General features: G+C 55.8%; 18 protein-coding genes and 1 riboswitch. Of the genes, 12 read left to right on the top strand and 6 right to left on the bottom strand.

Translation table 11 applies throughout. From position 1 onward, the window contains the following. Positions 1–80: 80 nt before the first annotated feature. Positions 81–1,028 (bottom strand): transcriptional regulator LeuO, encoded by a 948-nt coding sequence (leuO, locus tag N6G83_RS40150; RefSeq protein WP_024527180.1) that lies wholly within the window; start codon positions 1,026–1,028, stop codon positions 81–83. Positions 1,029–1,947: 919 nt separating this feature from the next. Between leuO and leuA the strand changes: the two genes are divergently transcribed. The 4 genes from leuA to leuD are packed head-to-tail and all read left to right on the top strand — an operon-like array spanning position 1,948 to position 6,634. Beyond that, positions 1,948–3,522 carry a 2-isopropylmalate synthase gene (gene leuA, locus N6G83_RS40145; protein ID WP_024527181.1) on the top strand — a complete coding sequence of 525 codons (1,575 nt, stop codon included), beginning with the start codon at positions 1,948–1,950 and terminating at the stop codon, positions 3,520–3,522. 2 nt (positions 3,523–3,524) lie between these two features. After that, a complete protein-coding gene (gene leuB, locus N6G83_RS40140; RefSeq protein WP_199061207.1) occupies positions 3,525–4,616 on the top strand; it encodes a 3-isopropylmalate dehydrogenase in 1,092 nt (363 codons plus the stop codon). Between the two features lie 3 nt (positions 4,617–4,619). Beyond that, positions 4,620–6,020, top strand: a complete 1,401-nt coding sequence (gene leuC, locus N6G83_RS40135) for a 3-isopropylmalate dehydratase large subunit (protein WP_024527182.1) — start codon at positions 4,620–4,622, stop codon at positions 6,018–6,020. 11 nt (positions 6,021–6,031) lie between these two features. Then, positions 6,032–6,634: a 3-isopropylmalate dehydratase small subunit gene (gene leuD / locus N6G83_RS40130; protein ID WP_024483541.1), complete on the top strand. Its 603-nt coding sequence runs from the start codon at positions 6,032–6,034 to the stop codon at positions 6,632–6,634. 45 nt (positions 6,635–6,679) lie between these two features. On the opposite strand, the gene N6G83_RS40125 is transcribed toward leuD, so the two are convergent. From N6G83_RS40125 to sgrT, 3 genes are all read right to left on the bottom strand, one after another. Continuing rightward, entirely contained in the window at positions 6,680–8,152 is a 1,473-nt protein-coding gene (locus N6G83_RS40125; protein ID WP_211134506.1) for a DASS family sodium-coupled anion symporter, read from the bottom strand. A 143-nt stretch (positions 8,153–8,295) separates the two neighbouring features. Continuing rightward, positions 8,296–9,483 (bottom strand): sugar efflux transporter, encoded by a 1,188-nt coding sequence (locus N6G83_RS40120; protein ID WP_024527184.1) that lies wholly within the window; start codon positions 9,481–9,483, stop codon positions 8,296–8,298. 146 nt (positions 9,484–9,629) lie between these two features. Continuing rightward, positions 9,630–9,803, bottom strand: a complete 174-nt coding sequence (gene sgrT / locus N6G83_RS40115; RefSeq protein WP_071784940.1) for a glucose uptake inhibitor SgrT — start codon at positions 9,801–9,803, stop codon at positions 9,630–9,632. A 92-nt stretch (positions 9,804–9,895) separates the two neighbouring features. Here sgrT and sgrR point away from each other — a divergent pair, with 92 nt between their 5' ends. The 7 genes from sgrR to ilvN all read left to right on the top strand — a co-directional run bounded on the left by sgrR (position 9,896) and on the right by ilvN (position 17,338). After that, positions 9,896–11,557: an HTH-type transcriptional regulator SgrR gene (gene sgrR, locus N6G83_RS40110; protein ID WP_024527185.1), complete on the top strand. Its 1,662-nt coding sequence runs from the start codon at positions 9,896–9,898 to the stop codon at positions 11,555–11,557. Between the two features lie 37 nt (positions 11,558–11,594). Beyond that, a riboswitch (TPP riboswitch) is annotated at positions 11,595–11,713 on the top strand. A gap of 57 nt (positions 11,714–11,770) precedes the next feature. After that, complete coding sequence (gene thiB, locus N6G83_RS40105; RefSeq protein WP_211134507.1) at positions 11,771–12,757, top strand: thiamine ABC transporter substrate binding subunit; 987 nt, start codon at positions 11,771–11,773, stop codon at positions 12,755–12,757. After that, entirely contained in the window at positions 12,733–14,340 is a 1,608-nt protein-coding gene (gene thiP / locus N6G83_RS40100; RefSeq protein WP_074028475.1) for a thiamine/thiamine pyrophosphate ABC transporter permease ThiP, read from the top strand. The genes thiB and thiP overlap by 25 nt, the downstream gene beginning before the upstream one ends. Further along, complete coding sequence (gene thiQ, locus N6G83_RS40095; protein WP_024483547.1) at positions 14,327–15,031, top strand: thiamine ABC transporter ATP-binding protein ThiQ; 705 nt, start codon at positions 14,327–14,329, stop codon at positions 15,029–15,031. The genes thiP and thiQ overlap by 14 nt, the downstream gene beginning before the upstream one ends. Before the next feature lie 88 nt (positions 15,032–15,119). Further along, positions 15,120–15,233 (top strand): ilvB operon leader peptide IvbL, encoded by a 114-nt coding sequence (gene ivbL / locus N6G83_RS40090; protein WP_193569011.1) that lies wholly within the window; start codon positions 15,120–15,122, stop codon positions 15,231–15,233. A gap of 113 nt (positions 15,234–15,346) precedes the next feature. Next, the gene (gene ilvB, locus N6G83_RS40085) at positions 15,347–17,041 is read left to right on the top strand and encodes an acetolactate synthase large subunit (protein ID WP_024483548.1); all 1,695 of its coding nucleotides are present in this window, start codon (positions 15,347–15,349) and stop codon (positions 17,039–17,041) included. Between the two features lie 3 nt (positions 17,042–17,044). Continuing rightward, positions 17,045–17,338: an acetolactate synthase small subunit gene (ilvN, locus tag N6G83_RS40080; protein ID WP_024527189.1), complete on the top strand. Its 294-nt coding sequence runs from the start codon at positions 17,045–17,047 to the stop codon at positions 17,336–17,338. A 65-nt stretch (positions 17,339–17,403) separates the two neighbouring features. On the opposite strand, the gene dinQ is transcribed toward ilvN, so the two are convergent. After that, a complete protein-coding gene (dinQ, locus tag N6G83_RS40075) occupies positions 17,404–17,493 on the bottom strand; it encodes a damage-inducible type I toxin DinQ (RefSeq protein ID WP_138106268.1) in 90 nt (29 codons plus the stop codon). Between the two features lie 385 nt (positions 17,494–17,878). After that, positions 17,879–18,646, bottom strand: coding sequence for a DedA family protein (locus N6G83_RS40070; RefSeq protein WP_024527190.1), 768 nt, complete (start codon positions 18,644–18,646; stop codon positions 17,879–17,881). Positions 18,647–18,816: 170 nt separating this feature from the next. Between N6G83_RS40070 and N6G83_RS40065 the strand changes: the two genes are divergently transcribed. Beyond that, complete coding sequence (locus N6G83_RS40065; RefSeq protein WP_211134508.1) at positions 18,817–21,183, top strand: DNA polymerase II; 2,367 nt, start codon at positions 18,817–18,819, stop codon at positions 21,181–21,183. Positions 21,184–21,450: the final 267 nt, after the last annotated feature.

The raw sequence follows: 21,450 nt of genomic DNA, 5'->3' as shown, positions 1-21,450 counted from the left end.
AGCCTATTCTTATTATTCTTTCGCGCTATCCATTATCAACCCGACGCACTCGAAAGCGCGCTGGGCCAATAAATCACTAATTAGCGCAATACACCCGCTTGGCTAAGTACGGACTTCATCCACTGATGGCCTTCATCACGTTCGGCGGACTCATGCCAGGAAAGATAACAGGTGGCGGTTTTTCTCTCCCAAGGCAGCGGAATTAATTTTAGCTGCAAGGCTTGTGCGTGCTGTTGGGCAAACCAACGAGGAGCGATTGCCACCATCTCGGTCATGGCGACTAGATTCAATACGCTGAACAGGTCGGTACATTGCTGGGTGACGCTGCGTTGTAGGGTTTCGTCAAGATAGTAGGGTTTGCTAAAGGAACAAAAACGCTCTAAGGCGATGACGGCATGATGTTCCGCCAGCATCTGTTTCTGGCTAATGGTACCCACCAGGCGTGGGTGAGACTGCGCGGCAACCAGGGTCAATTCATCATCGAACAAGGCAATATCCTGAAACTCGGGATGTTCAAGGCGGCTATAGCCAATGACAAACTCGGTTTCCTGATAGCGTAACTGATGCTCGATGTTATTGCTCATGTAAGACTTGGTCTGTATCTGCACGTTGGGAGCCATGCTCTTGACGTTGTTGATTATTTTGGCAGTCAGACGAATATCTAGCGGGCTGCAGATAGAAAGCATAAAGAGGCGTTCACTGCTCAGGGCGTCAAAGCCAGCGCCTGGCAGCTCATTTTGTACCAGCTGCAGTGCCTGGCGTACCGGGCCAAAAAGTTGGCGGGCGCGCATGGTAGGCTGAATGCCACGGCCGAAGCGAACAAACAGCTCGTCGTTGAACATGAGCTTCAAACGCGACACGGCATTGCTGACCGCCGGTTGCGACATCCCTAAGGAATTTGCCGCCTTGGTAATATTCTGCATCTGCATAACCGCATCAAAAACAGTGAGTAAATTAAGATCCACACTGCGCAAATGAATATCACCGTTTTCTTTCCTCAAGACAGTTCCTGAATTATATTCGGACATATCCAAACTCCACTAAGTCCCATGTAGATAATCCCGCTAGCGCGCAGGGGAATAACGGGAAAAGACACGCTACGTTATTCCCACACAGCGAAATTAGTTATCCCTTTTGACTACTCTTGTAAGATAGCAATCGGGCATCATCCTATAAAAATATGACACAGCGGTGCATATTAGGCATTGTTCGTCGTCGGGTAGCCTTGGCACATCGGTTCGCAACTCGCCGATGGCACACAAACAAAATTGGCAGGCAAAACACCTGAGTTATGGATACCTGTTTGGTACACATCAACCTCTGGATCAGACCATAAAATGAGTTAATGGACAATCATACCAGAGCAAAATAGGTCTCTTTAGCCTCACTTAATTGATTGTAGCGGCTCAGTTCAGCGCTAAAAATACGAATTACGAATGAATTAACGACAACAAATTGACACCATGAATGCCAAGCCCACAACATCAGCTTCCCATCAAACCACGTTTGCTGGTTTTTTGCGCCAACGATAAATTTTAACCGAGTAGTCTTGCTAATCAATGCGGCAGTGCCACTTTCAAACCATTTATGCTAATAAACCCCCGATCACCTGTGGATTTAACGCTGGCCCTTGCGGATTTTACCGAATTTCCAACTGGTGCTATCCCTGTTGGTGCCACGCTTTTCAATACCCCTGTTTTAATCAGGTGTTGACATGCCCCGGCCAATAAAGTATCAAATTAGGCAACGAAACAATTTTAGAGAAGCTGACCGCCATGATCCGTACCCACCGTCTACTAGGCCTACTACTAAACGCATCTTATGTGCGCGGTACGCTGGTGGACGGGGTTCAAAGCTGATTCAGCCCATCATCTGCAAAACCCGCGCTACTGCGCGGGTTTTTTTTTACCCGCTTAGCGTGAAACAAACACGACAAGGAACAACACGATGAGCCAACAAGTCATTATTTTCGATACCACATTGCGTGATGGTGAACAGGCGCTGCAGGCAAGCCTGAGCGTTAAAGAAAAAATCCAGATCGCCATGGCGCTGGAAAGAATGGGTGTCGATGTAATGGAGGTCGGCTTCCCAGTCTCCTCCCCTGGGGACTTCGAGTCGGTACAGACCATTGCCCGCCAGATCAAAAACAGCCGCGTTTGTGGTCTGGCACGCTGTGTTGATAACGACATTGACGTCGCTGCCGAAGCATTACGCGTAGCCGAGGCCTTCCGTATTCACGTCTTCCTGGCCACCTCCACCCTGCATATCGAATCCAAATTAAAGCGCTCTTTCGACCAGGTGCTGGAAATGGCGGTGCGCTCAGTGAAACGCGCCCGTAACTATACCGATGACGTAGAGTTTTCCTGTGAAGACGCTGGCCGTACCCCGATTGATAACCTGTGCCGCGTGGTAGAAGCCGCCATCAACGCCGGTGCCACTACCATTAATATCCCTGATACCGTTGGCTACACCACGCCAAACCAGTTCGGCGGCATCATCACTACGCTGTACGACCGCGTGCCTAATATTGATAAGGCGATCATCTCCGTCCACTGCCACGACGACTTGGGCATGGCCGTGGGTAACTCTATCGCAGCCGTCCAGGCCGGTGCCCGCCAGGTAGAAGGCACCTTGAACGGCATCGGCGAACGTGCCGGTAACTGTTCACTGGAAGAAGTGATCATGGCCATCAAGGTGCGTCAGGACTTTATGCAGGTGCACACCAATATCAATCATCAGGAAATCTACCGCACCAGTCAGTTGGTCAGCCAGCTGTGCAATATGCCTATCCCGGCCAACAAGGCCATCGTCGGTTCCAACGCCTTCGCTCACTCCTCCGGTATCCACCAGGATGGCGTGCTGAAAAACCGCGAAAACTACGAAATCATGACCCCTCAGACCATCGGTCTGAAAGATGTCCAGTTGAACCTGACCTCCCGTTCCGGCCGCGCGGCGGTAAAACACCGTATGGAAGAGATGGGCTACAAGGAACAGGATTACAATCTGGACGTGCTGTACGCGGCTTTCCTGAAGCTGGCAGATAAGAAAGGCCAGGTGTTTGACTACGATCTGGAAGCCCTGGCATTTATCAATAAGCAGCAAGAAGAGCCTGAGCATTTCAGCCTGGAATACTTCAGCGTGCAGTCTGGCAGCAGCATTATGGCTACCGCCTCGGTCAAACTGAAATGTGGCGAGGAAGAGAAGTCCGAAGCCGCTACGGGCAACGGCCCGGTCGATGCTGTTTACCAAGCCATCAACCGTATTACCGGCTACCCGATTGAGCTGGTGAAATATCAACTGACCGCCAAAGGCCAGGGCCGCGACGCGCTGGGCCAGGTTGATATCGTGGTGTCTTACAATGGCCGCCGCTTCCATGGCGTGGGCCTGGCAACCGATATTGTGGAATCCTCTGCCAAGGCGATGATCCACGTATTGAACAATATCTGGCGCTCTCAGCAAGTAGAAAAAGAAAAGCAGCGCTTGCAGCAAACCAAACAGCAAAATAATCAGGAAACGGTGTGAACATGACTAAGACTTACCACATTGCCGTCTTGCCCGGAGACGGAATCGGCCCGGAAGTAATGGCCCAGGCCCACAAAGTGTTGGATGCCGTGCGCCAACGCTTTGGTATCCGCATTACCACCAGTGAATATGACGTCGGTGGCATTGCCATCGATCGCCACAGCACCCCACTGCCTGCTGCAACCGTTGCCGGCTGCGAGCAGGCCGATGCCATCCTGTTCGGCTCGGTAGGCGGCCCCAAATGGGAGCACCTGCCACCGGCAGAGCAGCCGGAGCGCGGTGCGCTGCTGCCGCTGCGTAAGCACTTCAAACTGTTCAGCAACCTGCGCCCTGCCCGCCTGTACCAAGGGCTGGAAGATTTTTGCCCGCTGCGTGCCGATATTGCCGCGCGTGGCTTCGACATTCTGTGCGTACGTGAGTTAACCGGCGGCATCTACTTTGGCCAACCCAAAGGCCGTGAAGGCCAGGGAATGCATGAGCGCGCCTTTGATACCGAGGTCTACCACCGCTTTGAGATCGAACGCATCGCCCGTATCGCCTTCGAGTCCGCCCGCAAACGCCGCAATATCGTCACCTCGATTGATAAAGCCAACGTGTTGCAAAGCTCCATCCTGTGGCGTGAAGTTGTGAGTCAGGTAGCCAAGGACTATCCGGATGTGTCGCTGTCGCATATGTATATCGACAACGCCACCATGCAGTTAATCAAAGACCCATCCCAGTTCGACGTGTTGCTGTGCTCCAACCTGTTCGGCGATATCCTGTCGGACGAATGCGCCATGATCACTGGCTCGATGGGCATGCTGCCGTCCGCCAGCCTGAACGAACAAGGCTTTGGCCTGTACGAACCCGCCGGGGGTTCCGCACCTGACATCGCGGGCAAAAACATTGCCAACCCGATCGCGCAAATTCTGTCTGCCACCCTGCTATTGCGTTACAGCCTGGGTGCCGATGAAGCCGCAGATGCGATCGAGCGCGCCATTAATCAGGCATTGGAACAGGGCTACCGTACCGCCGATCTGGCCGGTGCCGGCAAAGCCATCGGCACCAATGAAATGGGCGATATCATTGCCCGCTTCGTGGCTGAGGGGGCGTAAATCATGGCCAAGACCTTATATCAGAAATTATACGATGCCCACGTGGTGCATGAAGCGCCAAACGAGACACCGCTGCTGTACATCGATCGGCATCTGGTGCATGAAGTGACCTCCCCACAGGCCTTCGACGGCCTGCGTGCCATGGGCCGCAAAGTGCGTCAGCCGGGCAAGACATTTGCCACCATGGATCACAACGTGTCGACCCAGACCAAAGACATCAACGCCAGCGGCGAGATGGCTCGCATTCAAATGCAGGAGCTGATCAAGAACTGTGCAGAGTTCGGCGTCTCACTGTATGACCTGAACCACCCCTTCCAGGGCATTGTGCACGTTATCGGCCCTGAGCAAGGCATGACGCTGCCGGGCATGACCATCGTCTGTGGTGACTCCCATACCGCCACGCACGGTGCCTTTGGCTCGCTGGCGTTCGGTATCGGTACTTCGGAAGTGGAACACGTGCTGGCGACCCAAACCCTGAAGCAGGGCCGCGCCAAGACGATGAAGATTGAAGTCACCGGCGATGCGGCAGAAGGTATCACCGCCAAAGATATCGTGCTGGCCGTGATCGGCAAAACCGGCAGCGCTGGTGGTACTGGCCACGTAGTTGAATTCTGTGGCAAAGCGATCGAAGCGTTGAGCATGGAAGGCCGCATGACGCTGTGCAACATGGCGATTGAGATGGGTGCCAAAGCGGGCCTGGTTGCGCCAGACGACACCACCTTCAATTACCTGAAAGGCCGCCAGTTCGCTCCTACCGGGGAAAACTGGGAGCAGGCCGTGGCCTACTGGCGCACCATGAAGTCCGACGCCGAAGCCAAATTCGATACCACCATCACCTTGCGGGCGGAAGATATCGCGCCACAGGTCACCTGGGGCACCAACCCTGGGCAGGTTATCGCGGTCGATCAGGCGATCCCAACCCCCGATTCCTTTAGCGATCCGGTGGAACGTGCCTCAGCTGAAAAAGCGTTGGCCTATATGGACCTGAAACCCGGCATCAAGCTGACTGACGTCGCAATCGACAAAGTGTTTATCGGTTCTTGCACCAATTCACGCATCGAAGATCTGCGTGCCGCAGCCGCCATTGCCAAAGGCCGTAAAGTGGCCGCAGGCGTGCAGGCGATTGTGGTGCCTGGCTCCGGCCCGGTGAAAGCACAGGCGGAAGAGGAAGGTCTGGACAAGATCTTTATCGAAGCGGGTTTCGAATGGCGTCTGCCAGGCTGCTCCATGTGCCTGGCGATGAACAACGACCGTCTGAACCCTGGCGAACGCTGTGCCTCAACCAGCAACCGTAACTTCGAAGGGCGTCAGGGCCGCGGTGGGCGTACCCATCTGGTCAGCCCGGCGATGGCTGCTGCTGCTGCCGTTACCGGCCATTTTGCCGACATCCGTGAATTGCACTAAGGAGCACCAGCGTGGCTAAATTTACTCAACATACCGGCTTAGTGGTGCCTCTGGACGCGGCCAACGTCGATACCGACGCCATTATCCCTAAGCAGTTTCTGCAGAAAGTCACCCGCACCGGTTTCGGCCAGCACCTGTTCAACGACTGGCGCTTCCTGGACGATGCGGGTCAACAGCCAAATCCTGAGTTTGTGCTGAACCTTCCGCGCTATAAAGGGGCCAGCATCCTGTTAGCCCGGGAAAACTTTGGCTGTGGCTCATCCCGTGAGCACGCGCCATGGGCACTGACTGATTACGGCTTCAAGGTAGTAATTGCACCAAGCTTTGCGGATATCTTCTACGGCAACTCGTTCAACAACCAGCTGCTGCCGGTCACGCTGAGCGAACAGGATGTGGATACTCTGTTTAAGCTGGTGGCAGAACACGAAGGCACGGAGTTCGTGGTCGATCTGGAAAACCAGACGGTGAACGCCGGGGGCAAAAGCTACCCGTTTGAGATCGACAGCTTCCGCCGCCACTGCATGATTAACGGTTTGGACAGCATTGGCCTGACGTTGCAGCACGAAGCGGAGATTTCCCGCTACGAAGCGCAGCAACCGGCGTTTCTGAACTAAACCTCAGCCTCACCCGCCGCCCGGCGGGTGAGGCTTTCATCAAAATCACCAATAGCCTAACCACTTCCACCATACCCCACCAATCAGCGCCCAGATCAGCAGGTTGACCACGCTCATGATAAAGCCGGTTTTCCACCATTCCCCCAGGGTGGCATAGCCCGACCCAAAGATGATCGGCGCGGTACCGGTAGCATAATGGGTTAACGACATCATCAGCGAAGACGAGAAGGCCAGGATCAGGCCAAGCAGAGCCGGAGGCGCACCAAGGGCAATACCTGCGGCAAAGAACGCGGCGAACATGGCGGTCACGTGCGCGGTGGTACTGGCAAAGAAGTAATGCGAATAGAGATAGACGAGCGTTAGCAGAATGGTCCCTCCGACCCAGCTCATCCCCATATGATCGATACCCGAACCTACCGTTTGTGACAGCCAGGCAATCAGACCCAGTTTGCCGAGGTAGGTCGCCATCATCACCAAGGCGGCAAACCAGACCACGGTATCCCAGGCCCCTTTGTGCTTCAGCACGTCGTCCCAGCTCAGTACGCCAGTTGCCAGCAGGATCGCCAAACCAATCACCGCTGCCGTCGTTGGGTTAACCGCCAGTGCGGGGCCAAAAATCATCGCCGGAACTCCGGCCCACATCACCAGCAACAGGGCAAACACACCCAGCGTGATTTTCTCTGGCAGGGTTATCCGCCCCAGAGTTTGCAGCTTATCTTGTGCAAACAATGGCGCATCCGGGGTGCTTTTGATTTCAGGTGGATACAACCAATAAACTACCAGCGGCATGACGATCAGCGAACAAATCGCCGGTACCAGCGCCGCTACCGCCCACATACCCCAGGTCAGTTCAAACTCCGAACCGGCACCTTTGGCGATCAAATTGACAATCAGCGGGTTAGGCGCGGTAGCAGTAATAAACATCGCCGAGGTGATCGGGTTGATGTTGTAGTTCACCAGCGAGAGATAGCGGCCAATCTTGCCGGAGGTGTTCAGCTCGGGCTTGGAGCCAAAGCTGTCCGCTATCGATTTCATTATCGGGTGAATGATCCCGCCGCCACGGGCGGTATTGCTCGGCGTAACCGGTGCCAGCACGGTTTCCGCCAGGGTTAACGCATAGGCGATCCCCAGCGTTTTCTTGCCAAACAGCGAGATAAAGTAGTAGCCAATGCGCGATCCCAGGCCGGTTTTATTCAGGCTCAGGGAGATCATGATCGAGAAACCGATCAGCCAGATGAGTTGGTTGGAGAACCCGCTCAGTGCATCGTCCAGCGCGGCCCCCGGCTTGCCAGGGTTGGTCACTCCCGTCACGGCCACCAGCGCAATGGCAATGATGGATACGGCGCCGATCGGCATCGCCTTGCCGATAATGGCAATGATGGTACCAATAAACAGTGCCAGCAAATGCCAGGCATTCGGTGCCACCCCTTCAGGGACGGGGATCACAAACCAGATCAGCAGAGCAGCGATAACGGCACAGAGGGAGGGAACAGGTTTGAGCGGCGTTAGTTTATCCATAACATACCCACTTTTTTCAACGGGATCGGCATCTCAATAGCAAGATGGATAAGAGCGTGAAGCTCACGCTCTGAGTCCGTTTATCTTAGTGAGAATGGAGCGGTTTTCTCAATGATATGTATCAACTAACCGGGTGTTACAGCTCACACTTCGCGAACTTTGGCACACATCCACAGCGCCAGGATGGCAAGCAGAGTAATCAGGTAGTAAACCGCAGAGTGCCCAAAGTTTTCCACCAACGCGCCTTGCAGTACACCGGCCAGGATCACCCCCGTCGAAATGCTGTTGGTAAACATGGTGGTCGCGGCACCGGGCCGCCCCGGCATCAGATCCTGAAAATACAACATGCCGATCCCGGCAACAATGCCGATAAACACCGCGTTGAACAGTTGCAACACCATCAACGCCAGTTGGAACTTAAACAGCACCAGCCCGGCATAAAACAGCACGCCTGCTGCCACTGCAAACAGCATCATATTGCGTTTGCCAAAGCGTTTGACGTAATACCCCGCCAGCAGCATAGCCGGGATCTCCAGCCCGGCCGCGGTGCCCATCAGCCAACCTGCCAGCCGTTCTGGCAAGCCCAGATCGGCAGTGATGTACAGTGGCATATCGATGATATACATGGTGTTGCAGGTCCACATCAGCATCGAGGCCACAAACAGCAGGCGCACATCGGGATCGCGCCAGGCGCTGATTGGCGCGATAGGCGGAGAATCTACGCTGATCTCAACGTTGGCGCGGGGCACCGAAGGCAATATCAGCCACACCAGCAGCACGCTGACGACAAAAATCCCCGCCGCAATTATAAACATCACGGTAAAGCCGTAGTTCAGTGCCAACATAAACGACAGCGGCGGGCCGATCACCCAGGCCAGTGAAAGCTGAGCACGCATCACCGAACTGAACATCACTACTTCACGTGCCGAGCTGTCCGCATACTCACGCGCCAGGGCAAAAATCTGCGGCATGGCGGTATTGGCAATCGCGGCCAGCAATACACCAGCAGTGATCAAGGTCAGATAATCACGGTTGAACGCAAACAACAGGCTATTGCCCACCGCCATGGCACAGCACACTAGGATCAGCTTGCGCCGATCGCCACGGGTATCCGAACGCTTGGCCAACAGGAAGCTGACGGCAATCCCGGCGATGGCATTCACGGTATAGAACATACCCACCCATAACGGGCGCACCTTTACCTCGGTGGTCAAAAACAGGCTCAGCGTGGGGGCTTGCAGCGCTCCGGCAATGCCGGTCAGGAAGGCTATCAACAAGAAGGCGGCAAAAACGGGATTAAAACGGCGCGGCAACCAGCGTCTGAAACTCATGGCGATATCCCTATCCAGAAATAAAGAAGGCTATGCTACAGAAGGAAAATTGCCGAAGGAAGTCAAGACGGCAGATAAAAATGCCAGTGGGTTGCCCCACTGGCTGGTGAAAAGCACCATTACTCAGAAACACTTTGCGGTGAACGTCAGATACGCTCACGGTATTGCTTGTCGCTCAGCGTGGCGATGTCCCACTGGGTCAAATGGGCCAGCATCTCCAGCCGCGCCTGTTCAGGTACCACCCGCAGCCAATCGGCCTGCTGGCGGCGGATCGCGGTGAAATAACGCTGATAAAACTGTTTAGTTAACAGAACCGTCATTTGTTATCCCTCCGCTGATTCAACTGCCCTCATTATCGGCGTAATATAGGGAAAGATAAATTGACGACTTGATGCCAGAGAGTTCCTCTTTTATGTCCACCTCACGCCTGCAACAACAGTTCATCCGCCTGTGGCAACGCTGCCATGGACAAACCACCGAAACCACGCTGCAAGAGTTGGCAGAGGTGCTCAGTTGCTCCCGTCGCCATGTTCGCTCGCTACTGGGAGCCATGCAGCACGAGGGCTGGCTGACATGGCAGGCCGAATCCGGCCGGGGTAAACGTTCGCAGCTCAGCTTCCACTACACCGGGTTGGCATTGCAACAACAGCGTGCCGAAGAATTGCTGGAACAGGATCGCATCGATCAGTTAGTCCAGTTGGTGGGCGATAAAGACGTGGTACGCCAAATGCTGCTTTCCCAGCTGGGACGCAGCTTCCGCCAGGGGAAACATATCCTGCGCGTGCTCTACTATCGTCAGCTTTACAACCTGTTGCCCGGCTCGGCACTACGCCGTTCAGAAACTCACCTGGCAAGACAGATTTTCAACGGCCTGACGAGGGTAAACGAGGAAAACGGGGAACTGGAACCCGATCTTTCGCATCATTGGCAAACAATCACCCCTTTGCACTGGCGCTTTTATCTACGTCCGGCGATCCATTTTCACCATGGCCGTGAGCTGGAAATGGAAGATGTGATCCAGTCGCTCAACCGCCTGATCCCACAACCGCTATTTTCACATATCGACAGGATCGACTCGCCCACGCCCTATGTCATCGATGTGCATCTGCACACGCCGGACTACTGGCTGCCCTGGCTGCTAAGCAGCGTACATGCCATGATCCTGCCGCGCGAATGGCAGAGCCTGCCGGATTTTGCCCGCCATCCGATCGGCACCGGCCCCTATCGCGTGATACACAACAATCAGAGCCAGATGAAAATCCATGCCTTTGACGACTACTTTGGCTATCGCGCCCTGATCGATGAGGTCAACATTTGGGTATTACCGGAAATCACCGAAGAGCTGGCCCACTCCGGCGTCCAACTGCAGGGAGATGATACCGGTAGGAACGAGCTGGAAAGCCGTCTCGAAGAAGGCTGTTATTTTCTGCTGTTCGACCAGCGTTCGGCACTGGCGGCCGACCCGGAGATCCGCAGTTGGCTAAGCGAACTGATCAATCCGATCGCGCTGCTGAGCCATGCCGGGCCGCTCTACCAGCGTTACTGGGCTCCGGCCTATGGCATTCTCCCGCGCTGGTTACATAACCGTGTGTTGGGGCAGCAACCCAAGCCTGCGGGCTTAACTGAATTGACCCTGACCTTCTACAGCGAACATTCCGAGTTCCACGCAATCAAGCAGGCTATCGCCTCTCTGCTGGCTGAGCAGGGCATCAAACTCAATGTACAGGTCGTGGATTATGAAGCCTGGCATAAGGGCAAAGCGCAAAGCGATCTGTGGTTAGGCAGCGCCAACTTCACCCTGCCGCTGGAGTTTTCGCTATTTGCCACGCTGTATGAACTGCCGTTGATCCAACACTGTTTGACGGAGGATATCGCGCAGGATGCCGCTCAGTGGCGAGAAAATCGCCTGTCCATGGCCGAATTTTGCCAGCGCCTGGTCAGCAACCATCAGTTGCATCCGTTATTCCACCACTGGCTGCAACTGCATGGTCAACGCAGTATGCGTGGGGTACGAATGAATACCCTCGGCTGGTTCGATTTTAAATCTGCCTGGTTTGCGCCGCCGGAAGCATAATCGCCTTTCACCCACGCCGCTAAGCCTCTACAATAGCGCCGACTCAACGGGGTGCGGATAACCCGCCAATTTTTGGCCAACGGTTTTCCGCTGAGAGCACACCCGTCGAACCTGATCCGGTCAATACCGGCGGAGGGATTTGAGCATGGCGCGTTAACCTTCGTTAACCCAGTCCTCAGATACCTTTGCCCCCTTTACTATTAGGAGTGCAAAGTGGTCAAAAAATACCTGCCCTGTTTATTACTGCTAGCGGCGATGCCCGTCCTGGCCAAGCCAACGCTGACGGTCTACACCTACGACTCTTTCGCTGCCGACTGGGGCCCTGGCCCGGCGGTAAAAAAAGCCTTTGAGGCCGAATGTGACTGCGAATTGAAATTCGTGGCGCTGGAAGACGGCGTGTCGTTACTCAATCGCCTGAGAATGGAAGGCAAAAACAGCGCCGCCGACGTGGTTTTGGGGCTGGACAACAACCTGCTGCAAGCCGCGCAGCAAACGGATCTGTTCTCCGCCAGCCAAGTCGATACTAGCAAGCTCACGGTTCCCGGTGGCTGGCACAACCAGACCTTCGTTCCCTACGACTATGGCTACTTTGCTTTCGTCTACAACAAAGACAAGCTGAAGAACCCGCCGACCAGCCTGAAAGAGTTGGTAAGCAGCGATCGCCCCCTGAAGATCATCTATCAGGATCCGCGCACCAGCACACCAGGTCTTGGCCTGCTGCTCTGGATGCAGAAAGTATATGGCGACGAGGCACCGCTTGCCTGGCAACGGTTGGCGAAGAAAACCGTCACCGTTACCAAAGGCTGGAGTGAAGCCTACGGCCTGTTCCTGAAAGGGGAAGGCGACATGGTACTGAGCTACACCACCTCCCCCGCCTACCATCTGATCGAAGAGAAAAAAGACCTCTATGCGGCGGCCAACTTCAGCGAAGGCCACTACCTGCAAATCGAAGTCGCTGGCAAGCTAAAGGCCAGCAAACAGCCGGAACTGGCCGAGCGCTTCATGCAGTTTATGGTCTCCCCGGCCTTCCAGAACACCATTCCCACCGGCAACTGGATGTACCCGGTGATCAAGACGGAACTGCCCGCCGGTTTCGAACAGATGAGCGTGCCGCAAACGGCATTGCAATTCAGTGCCGAGGAAGTGGCACAACAGCGTGGTAACTGGATCCGAGCATGGCAAACTGCCGTCAGCCACTGATCCCCCGCTGGTTATGGCCGGGGCTGATGGCCGCAGGTCTGATCCTGCTGATCGCGTTGGCGGCCATGGGCTCGCTGTGGCGTCATGCGCCAGAAAGTGATTGGCGCAGCCTGTGGCAAGACAGCTACCTGTGGCATGTAGTGCGCTTTACCTTTTGGCAGGCGCTACTCTCTGCCGTGATCTCGGTGGTGCCTGCCATCTGGCTGGCCCGAGCGTTATACCGGCGGCGCTTCCCTGGCCGTAATCTGCTGCTGCGGCTGTGCGCCATGACGCTGGTGCTGCCGGTGCTGGTGGCTGTATTTGGCATGCTGAGCGTCTACGGCAGGCAAGGCTGGCTGGCAACGCTGTGTGGTTGGCTGGGCGTGAACTACAGCTTTTCGCCTTATGGCCTGCAAGGCATCCTGCTGGCGCATCTGTTCTTTAATATGCCGCTGGCCACCCGCCTTCTGCTACAGGCGCTGGAGAACATCCCCACCGAGCAGCGCCAACTGGCCGCACAGCTGGGGATGAACGGCTGGCAGCAGTTCCGCTTTGTGGAATGGCCTGCGTTACGCCGCCAGATCCTCCCCAGCGGCGCACTGGTGTTTATGTTGTGTTTTGCCAGCTTTGCAACCGTGCTGTCGTTGGGCGGCGGGCCACAGGCCACCACCATAGAGCTAGCGATCTATCAGGCCTTGAGTTACGACTACGATCTCAGCCGCGCGGCACTGCTAGCGCTGATCCAACTGGCTTGCTGCCTGGGGCTGGTGGTGCTCAGCCAGCGTTTGAGCCAGGCTCTGCCGGTTGGCCATACCCACGCCCAGCGCTGGCGCGATCCGCAGGACAGTCTGGGGCGGCGCATTAGCGATACGCTATTTATTGTCGCTGCGCTACTGTTACTGCTACCTCCGTTGCTGGCGGTGATCATCGATGGTGCCAACCAGACGCTGGTCACCGTGCTGCAACAGCCCATTCTCTGGCAGGCCCTGTTCACCTCGCTACGTATCGCACTAGGCGCGGGCATTTTGTGCGTGGTATTGACCATGATGCTGCTATGGAGCAGCCGTGAGCTGAAGCTGCGGCAACGGGCCGCCTGGGGACAGACGCTGGAACTGAGTGGCATGGTGATCCTCGCAATGCCGGGCATTGTGCTGGCTACCGGTTTCTTCCTGTTGCTGAGCGATACCACTGGGCTACCGCAATCGCCTTATGCGCTGGTGATCCTCACCAATGCATTGATGGCGGTGCCCTACGCGCTGAAAGTGCTGGAAAACCCGATGCGCGATCTGGCCGAGCGTTATAATCCACTATGCTTGTCTCTGGATATCCACGGCTGGCAGCGGCTGCGCTGGATCGAGCTGAAAGCGTTGCAACGCCCGCTGGCGCAGGCTTTGGCCTTTGCCTGTGTGCTGTCGATTGGCGATTTCGGCGTGGTAGCGCTGTTCGGCAACGAGCAGTTCCGTACCCTGCCTTTTTATCTCTATCAGCAGATTGGCGCATATCGCAGCAACGACGGGGCCGTGACCGCTCTGCTGCTACTGCTGCTCTGTTTCCTGCTGTTTACCCTGATTGAACGTTTACCGGGCCGCCATGCTGACGCTTGAAAAACTGACCTATCTGTACGAACACCTGCCGATGCGTTTTGACCTGCGCATTCAGCCGGGAGAACACGTTGCGGTGCTGGGCCCTAGTGGCGCAGGCAAAAGTACCTTGCTCAGCCTGATCGCCGGTTTTCTGCCGGCGGCCAGCGGCAAACTGTGGCTCAACGGAAGCGATCATACCGCTTCGCCCCCCGCCAAACGCCCGGTGTCAATGCTGTTCCAGGAAAACAACCTGTTTGCCCACCTGACTGTCAGGCAAAACATCGGCCTAGGGCTGGATCCTGGCCTGCGCCTAACCGCCGCACAGCAGGAACAACTGGCACAGATTGCCCAACAGGTCGGATTGGAGGGGCATCTGCAGCGCCTACCGTCGCAACTTTCCGGCGGGCAGCGGCAGCGGGCAGCCTTGGCGCGTTGCCTGATCCGCCAGCAGCCGATCCTGCTGCTCGACGAGCCTTTCTCTGCACTCGATCCGGCACTGCGCAGTGAGATGCTGCAACTACTGCAAAACGTCTGCGACCAGCGCCAACTCACGTTGCTGATGGTTTCACATAATCTTGAGGATGCCGCCCGCATCGCGCCGCGTACGTTGCTGGTCGTGGATGGGCGGATTTATTACGACGGCCCAACGCAGGCATTGGTAAGCGGCAGCGCACCGGAAGCCAAGGTGCTGGGTATTCCGGTTAAACCGTGATCTACTACGCGTTTTTTATGCTGAACCAATAAACCTGTTGTGCGAATTTTGCACCTGTGGTTTTATAAAATTCTGTTTTTTACTACTGATGATAAGGCTCCCTGTGATCGCATCCTCGCTGACCTCGACCCTACTAACAACCGCGCTACCAGCCGCGGTGGTCGTCGTGCGTGTGGTGGTGGTCGTCGGCAACGCGCCGTAGGGTCCGAATCAACGCATCGATTCCCAAACCCCGCCGGCGCAAACCGGGCGGGGTTTCTTGTTTTAGTCCCCCTGCCCAGAAAAGCTAACCGGCCCAGAGAAAAGGATAGGCACATGGCAACTTCGGGCACGCCACACCAAGGCCAACGTATTACCGGCGCACAGCTGATCGTGCATCTGCTGGAGCGTCAGGGTATCACCACTATTGCAGGCATTCCCGGTGGCGCAGCGCTGCCGCTGTACGATGCTCTGAGCCAAAGCACCGTCATCCAGCACGTGCTGGCCCGCCACGAGCAAGGGGCCGGTTTTATGGCGCAGGGCATGGCACGTACCAACGGCAAGGCGGCGGTCTGTATCGCTTCCAGCGGCCCAGGAGCCACCAATCTGGTGACCGCCATTGCCGACGCCAAGCTCGATTCGATCCCGCTGGTGTGCATTACCGGCCAGGTATCTTCCTCGATGATCGGCACCGATGCCTTCCAGGAAGTGGATACCTACGGCATTTCCATTCCCATCACCAAATACAACCACCTGGTCCGTGATATCAGCGATCTGCCGCAGGTGATCTGCGACGCATTCCGCATTGCCGAATCCGGCCGTCCAGGTCCGGTGTGGATCGACATCCCGAAAGACGTGCAAACCGCCGAAATTGAGTGGGATTTGTTACCGCCAATGGCCGTTCCAGACGCCCCACCGGCCTTTGATAGCAAGCAGGTCGAACAGGCTGCTGCAATGATCAACCAGGCCAAGCGCCCTATTCTGTATCTGGGTGGTGGCATCATCTGCGCAGAAGCCCATAAACCGGCGCTGGAAATGGCCGAGCGCTCCAACCTGCCAACCACCATGACGCTGATGGCATTGGGCGCAATGCCGGTAGAACACCCGCTGTCATTAGGCATGTTGGGGATGCATGCCGCGCGCAGCACCAACTTTATCCTGCAAGAAGCCGACCTGCTGATCGTGCTGGGCGCCCGCTTCGACGACCGGGCAATCGGTAAAACCGAGCAATTCTGCCCGAACGCCAAAATTATCCACGTGGACATCGACCGTGCCGAACTGGGCAAGGTTAAACAGGCCAATATTGCCATCCATGCCGATGTCGGCCAGGTGCTGCAACAGCTGTTACCGATGATCGAAGCACAGCCGCGTACCGAATGGATGAACACCGTTAACGATCTGAAGCGTGAATTCCCGATCAACATGCCAAATGTGGCTGATCCATTGAGCCATTACGGGCTGGTTAAAGCCGCAGCACGCTGCGTGGACGAAAGTGCCATTATCACCACCGATGTAGGCCAGCATCAGATGTGGGTAGCCCAGGCGTATCCACTGAGCCGCCCGCGCCAGTGGCTGACCTCCGGCGGTTTGGGCACCATGGGCTTTGGTTTACCTGCTGCGATTGGTGCAGCCCTGGCAGAGCCTCAGCGCAAGGTGCTGTGTTTTTCCGGTGACGGCAGCCTGATGATGAATATTCAAGAGATGGCGACCGCCGTTGAACACAATCTGGACGTGAAAATCATCCTGATGAACAACCAGGCCTTGGGATTGGTACACCAGCAGCAGACGCTGTTCTATCAACAGCATATCTTTGCCGCCACCTATCCAAAGCGTACCGATTTCCTGAAGATTGCCGCCGGGTTTGGCCTGGACACCTGCGATTTGAATGCCGAGGCAGATCCACAGGCCGCGTTGCTGGCGGCGATCCAACGCCCTGGCCCTTGCCTGATCCACGCGCTGATCGATATCAACGAAAAAGTTTACCCAATGGTGCCACCGGGTGCCGCCAACATCGAAATGATTGGAGAATAAGCCATGCAATCACTACAAAAGAATCCACAGGTGATCCTGGAGTTGGCGGTACGGAACCATCCGGGCGTAATGACCCACGTTTGTGGCCTGTTTGCCCGCCGTGCCTTTAACGTGGAAGGTATTTTATGTATGCCGCTGAAAGATGGAACCCAGAGCCGTATTTGGCTATTGGTGGCCGACGATCAGCGCCTGGTGCAGATGATCAGCCAGGTTGAAAAGCTGGAGGATGTATTACAGGTGAAACGCCATAGCGAAGATATGCGGGTGTTTGAGCAGTTGGAGGCGTTCTTCCAGTAAGCTTTCGCGGCTGAATGTTAAAGGCCGGGAGTGGTTAGCCCCCGGCCTTAGCTACGTTTCCATTATCAGTTCAGTAACTGAAGCACATAACGGATCAGTTCCAGCAACGCGATCAGCGCCCCAAGAACGATGATTGCCTTATCGATATCAATCATCCGGTTACTCCATAACATGGAGTGAGCCACCGCCGCTTACCCTTACATTGCCTGTCACAGCGCAGCACTCAGTTGTTAGATGAATGCGGCTTCACTCCGGCCAGAGCATCGGATAACGGCACCACCCGTACACCCGACCAGGGCTTGAATATGTACATGCGCACACCGAAGTAAAGACAGCAACAGAGCTAACCCGCTGATTATATCTTAATCAGTCCAAGGCACGACATACTAGATATCCGATTTCTGAGCTTTTGACATCAGAGGGTATCAAAGATAAAATTGATCCTGTTAGATGAATGCGGCTTCAACCGGTCAGAGTTACCCACTCGACACCGGGAAATAAAAAAACCGACCTCACCAGTCGGTTTTTTTACGCCTGAAATCAGCCCGCCAGCACTTTCCACAGCAGATGTCGATATACCGGCATCAACGCCTGCTGATGCATATAATAGAAACACACCAGCGCCCCTACCCAGCTAGCAATACAGGCCAACCGCAGCCGCTTCGGCGTTAGCCAGCGTGTCAGCTTATCAGCACTGCGCTTTCCTTCACGCCACCAGCGCCAACTCAGCCAGGCCGCCAGCCAGAACAGCACCACCACGCCAAACAACAGCCATTTGAATAACGCGCTGTTGGCGCTGGCAGGAATATCGATCGCGACCCCCGCTAGAATGCCGGGGAAGAAATAGACCGGCGGCCAGGTCAGGCAGCCGATGATATTGGGCAGGGCAAATTTGTAGGGAGGCAGATCGAGCATGCCGGCCACCATTGGCACCAGCGGGCGCGTCGGGCCCACAAAGCGGCCAATCAAAATGGTAACGACACTGTGCTGATGCAGCGCATGCTCGGTTTTATCCAGCATCGCCTTGTTCTTTTTCAGAAACGACCAGCGGTGCAGCGGTCCTTTGAAAGCCCGGCCGATAAAGTAGGAAATCCAATCCCCCAATAGGCAACCGACAATGCCAGCTCCCCAGGCCATATAAAAGTCCACCTGTCCGCTGCCGATCAGTGCGCCAATGCTGGCCATCATCACCGTGCCCGGCAATAACAAACCGACCAACGCCAGCGACTCCAGGAACGCCACCAACATGACCACCACCAGGGTGAAAGCCAATGACTGGGTGATCAACTGCTGTAAATAGGCTTCCATTAAACCTCTGTTGGTAAGCTAAACGTATGGGCGAAGGATTGTCCGGCTCGGGCCAGGGGGAGTCAATCGTTGAATTGTATGTAGATTTAGCCAATCCGGCCAGTAATAGACAATGACTGTATAAAAACCCATACTATAAACATCTATAGATCACCGATGCTCAGAAACTAGTGACATCTCTACAACAGGGTTTCTTACTCACCCGCCATTGGCGTGATACGCCCGCCGGTACCGAAGTTGAGTTCTGGCTGGCAACCGATAGCGGGCCACAACGGCTACGGCTGGCCCCACAGACCTCCGTGGCATTCATTCCCGCCGAACAGCGTCAGCGGGCCGAGTTGCTGCTGCGTGAAGAGCGGCATGTCGAGCTGAAACCCTTGCCACTGCAGGATTTCCATTCCCGTCCGGTGATGGGCCTTTATTGCCGCCAGCATCGTCAGTTGATCAAGCTGGAAAAACTGCTCAAAGAGGGGGGTGTCAACGTGTTTGAGGCCGATATCCGCCCGCCGGAACGCTATCTGATGGAGCGCTTTATCACCGCCCCGGTGTGGTTCAACGGCCAACCCGACGGTAACGGCCTGTGGCTCAACGCCCAGATGAAGCCCGCCCCAGACTATCGCCCCTCTTTAAAGCTGGTATCACTGGATATCGAAACCACCGCCCATGGCGAGCTTTACTCCATCGCGCTGGAAGGCTGTGGCCAGCGCCAAGTGTATATGCTCGGCCCGGCCAACGGCGGCACTGAGGCGCTGGATTTCGAGCTGGAATACTGCAACAGCCGTCCACAAATGCTGGAACGCCTGAACCAATGGCTGGAGCAGCACGATCCCGACGCCATTATCGGCTGGAACCTGGTGCAGTTCGATCTGCGGGTGCTGCAGAAACACGCCGAACGTTATCAGATCCCCCTGCGCTTTGGCCGTGGTGGTAACCTGTTGGAATGGCGCGAGCACGGCTTTAAGCAAAACCACTTCTTCGCCTCGGCCTCCGGGCGATTAATTATCGACGGTATCGAGGCGCTGAAATCGGCCACCTGGAACTTCCCGTCCTTCAGCCTGGAATATGTGGCGCAAACGCTGCTTGGGGAAGGGAAATCGATCGACAACCCTTACCAGCGGATGGCGGAAATAGACCGCCGGTTTGCCGAAGATAAACCCGCTCTGGCCCGCTATAACCTAAAAGACTGCGAGTTGGTGACGCGTATTTTCGCCAAAACCGAGCTGTTGACCTTCCTCCTCGAACGCGCCACCGTGACCGGCTTGGCGGCCGATCGCAGCGGCGGTTCGGTAGCAGCCTTCAACCATCTTTATATCCCGCGCATGCATCGTCAGGGCTATGTGGCCCCTAACCTTGGGGAGTTGCCGGAAGAGCACAGCCCCGGCGGCTTTGTGATGGATTCACAGCCCGGCCTGTATGATTCGGTGCTGGTACTGGATTACAAAAGCCTGTATCCGTCGATCATCCGCACCTTCCTGATCGATCCCGTCGGGCTGGTAGAAGGCATGCAGCACCCGGATGATGAAAACTCGGTGCCGGGTTTTCGCCAGGCTCGCTTCTCCCGCACCAAACACTGTCTTCCCGAGATTGTTCGCCAGATCTGGCAGGGGCGCGAAGCGGCCAAGCGCCACAACAACAAACCGCTGTCGCAGGCGCTCAAGATCATCATGAATGCCTTCTACGGCGTGCTGGGATCGAGCGGCTGTCGCTTCTTCGATCCCCGGCTGGCCTCGTCGATCACCCTGCGCGGCCACGAGATCATGCGCCAGACGCGGGAGTTGATCGAAGCTAAAGGTTACCAGGTGATCTACGGCGATACGGACTCGACTTTTGTCTGGCTGAAAAAGGCCCACAGTGAACAGCAGGCCGCCGAGATTGGCCGCGAACTGCTCGATCACGTCAATCAATGGTGGCAGCAGTATCTGCAACAGCAATATGGGCTGGAAAATGCGCTGGAGCTGGAGTTTGAAACCCACTATTCCCGCTTTTTAATGCCCACCATCCGCGGTGCCGAGCAGGGCAGCAAAAAACGCTACGCCGGGTTGATCAGCAAACCGGACGGTAGTGAAGAGATGGTGTATAAAGGGTTGGAAACGGTACGCACCGACTGGACCCCGCTGGCGCAGCAGTTTCAGCAACAGCTCTATCAACGCATCTTCAAGCGCCAGCCCTATCAGGACTTTGTGCGCGATTACGTGGCCAAAACGCTGAACGGCGAATTTGACGACCGGCTGGTATACCGCAAACGCCTGCGGCGCAAACTGGACGACTATCAACGCAATGTCCCACCCCACGCCCGTGCAGCCAGGCTGGCCGATGACTATAATCGTCAACAGGGGCGGCCTCTGCAATATCAGAACGGTGGCTGGATCAGCTATGTAATGACGCTAGCCGGGCCAGAACCTCTGGAAACCCGGCAATCTGCGATCGATTACGATCATTATCTCGAACGTCAGTTGCAACCGGTGGCAGACGCTATACTTCCCTTCCTGTACGACGATTTTTCGGCGTTGGTCACCAGGCAGATAGGCCTGTTCTGAGCGGTCAAAACAGAGGGTAATGCCACCCCATGGGGAAACCCTTTCTTTTCACTGGTGTTAGTCGGCATTTGGGAAGAAAAAATCATCGGGTTTTACAGGTGACGAATGCGCCGCCTTCCATTACCATAGCGCCCTTCCCAAATTCTGAACCACTATTCACAACATCGTTGTCGCCATGCCGTCACCAGACGTCTGGCGTAACAGGCTATTACCCGCTAAATGAAAATAAAGCTCGCCAACCGGTAACAACGCGGTAGCAGGCAAGAT

The sequence above is a fragment of the Serratia sp. PL7 genome (assembly GCF_945957435.1).
The sequence above is the reverse complement of the archived record's forward strand: the minus strand, read 5'-3'. Positions and strand labels throughout refer to the sequence as shown.